Consider the following 2,503-nt stretch of genomic DNA (forward strand, 5'->3'; position numbering starts at 1 on the left):
CGCGCACACCGCGTCCAACGCCGCCGCGAACACCGGCTGGGCCGCGTACAACTCACGCCCCATACCGAGCCGCTGACTGCCCTGACCGGTGAACAGGAAGGCCAGCTTCCCGGCCCCCGTGGCGCCCACGGTGTGGCGTGCGACTCCGGCGGCCGCCGGGTCGCCGTCCGCCAGCGCGGCCAGGCCGCGCAGCAGTTCCTCCCGGTCCTCCGCCACGACCACCGCACGGTGGTCGAAGGCCGCCCGGCGCGTGGCCAGCGAGTAGGCCACGTCCGCGGTCGCGGCCCCGGGCGTGGTCTCCAGGTGGACCCGGAGGCGGGCGGCCTGGGCCCGCAGCGCGTCCGCCGACTTCGCGGACAGCGGGTACGGCAGCACGGGTGCCTGACGGTCGCCGTCCGCCGCGGCGGGGGCGAAGACCTCGGGCGCCTGCTCGATGATGGTGTGGGCGTTGGTGCCGCTGATGCCGAAGGAGGACACGCCGGCACGGCGCGGGCGGCCGGTCTCCGGCCACGGCACGGACTCGGTCAGCAGGGCGACGGCGCCGTCCGCCCAGTCCACGTGCGGGGTGGGCTCGTCGACGTGCAGGGTCTTCGGCAGCACCCCGTGGCGCATGGCCATGACCATCTTGATGACGCCGGCGACGCCGGCGGCGGCCTGCGTGTGGCCCATGTTGGACTTCACCGAACCCAGCCACAGCGGCTCGTCGGCGGCGCGCTCCCGGCCGTAGGTGGCCAGCAGGGCCTGCGCCTCGATCGGGTCGCCCAGGGTCGTGCCCGTGCCGTGCGCCTCGACCACGTCGATCCGGTCGCTGCTCAGCCCGGCGGAGGCGAGGGCCTGCCGGATGACGCGCTGCTGGGACGGGCCGTTGGGGGCTGTGAGGCCGTTGCTCGCACCGTCCTGGTTGATCGCCGAGCCGCGCACCACCGCCAGGACGGGGTGTCCGTTGCGGCGGGCGTCCGAGAGCCGCTCGACGAGGAGCATGCCCGCGCCCTCGGCCCAACTGGTCCCGTCGGCGGCGGCCGCGAAGGACTTGATCCGGCCGTCGGCGGCCAGGCCGCGCTGCCGGCTGAACTCGGTGAACGTGCCGGGGGTCGACATCACCGTGACGCCGCCGGCGAGGGCCATGCTGCACTCGCCGTTGCGCAGTGCCTGGATGGCCCAGTGCAGGGCCACGAGGGACGAGGAGCAGGCCGTGTCGACGGTGACCGCCGGACCTTCCAGCCCGAAGGCGTAGGAGACGCGGCCGGAGGCGATGCTGCCGGAGTTGCCGGTCCCGAGGTAGCCCTCGACGCCGTCGGGCACGGAGGTGATCCGGGTGGCGTAGTCGTGGTACATGATGCCCGCGAAGACGCCGGTACGGCTGCCGCGCAGCGACGCCGGGTCGATGCCGGCGCGCTCGAAGGCCTCCCAGGAGGTCTCCAGCAGGAGCCGCTGCTGCGGGTCCATCGCCACCGCCTCGCGGGGCGAGATGCCGAAGAACGCCGGGTCGAAGCGGCCCGCGTCGTGCAGGAAGCCGCCCGACCGGGTGTAGCTGGTGCCCTTGCCGTCCGGGTCCGGGTCGTAGAGTGCCTCCAGGTCCCAGCCTCGGCCCTGCGGGAACTCGGAGATGGCGTCGGTGCCGCCGGCCACGAGGCGCCACAGGTCCTCGGGCGTCTCGACCCCGCCGGGGTAGCGGCAGCTCATGCCGACGATCGCGATCGGGTCCTCGTGCAGCGGGGCGCCCGGTGAGGCGGCCGGCGCCGGGGAGTCGGCGGTGCGGTGACCGTCCGCGGACAGGCCCAGGACCTCCGCCATCAGGTAGGCGGCGAGCGCGCCGGGCGTCGGGTAGTCGAAGACGAGGGTGGCGGGCAGCCGTTCACCAGTGGCGGCGCCGAGGCGGTTGCGCAGCTCGACGGAGGTCAGGGAGTCGAAGCCGAGCTCCTTGAACGCCCGGTCGGCCGGCACCTCGTCGGTGGAGGCGTGGCCGAGTACGGCGGCCACTTCGGCCCGGACCGCGGCCAGCAGGGCCGCCTCCCGCTCCTCGGCGGGCAGGGCGGCCAGCCCCGCCCGGAACGCGCCGCCGTCGCCGGCGCCCCGGCCCGTGGCGGCCCGGCGGGCCGGACCGCGGACCAGGCCGCGCAGCAGGTCGGGGACCGGTCCGGTACGGGCCTGGGCGCGCAGGGCCCGCAGGTCGAGCGGGAGCGGTACGAGCAGCGGGTCGGCGGTGCGCCGGGCCGCGTCGAAGAGCGCAAGGCCGGTCTCGGGGGTGAGGGCGCCGATGCCGCCACGGCCGATGCGCTCGCGGTCACCGTCGCCGAGCGCGTCGCCCATGCCGCCGACCTCGGACCACAGGCCCCAGGCCAGCGAGGTACCGGCGAGACCGGCCGCCCGGCGGTGCGCGGCCAGGGCGTCGAGGAAGGTGTTCGCCGCCGCGTAGTTGGCCTGACCCGCACCACCGAACACGCCGGCGGCGGAGGAGAAGAGCACGAACGCGGACAGGTCCAGGTCGGCCGTCAGCTCGTGC

General features: G+C 75.7%; 1 protein-coding gene. It reads right to left on the reverse strand.

What is annotated here, in order from left to right:
* Positions 1–2,503: type I polyketide synthase (locus IF43_RS0135375; RefSeq protein ID WP_037891536.1), on the reverse strand; the 2,503-nt coding region annotated here is incomplete at both ends.

It is taken from the genome of Streptomyces sp. NRRL S-87, assembly GCF_000719335.1.
Classification (GTDB): Bacteria; Actinomycetota; Actinomycetes; order Streptomycetales; family Streptomycetaceae; genus Streptomyces.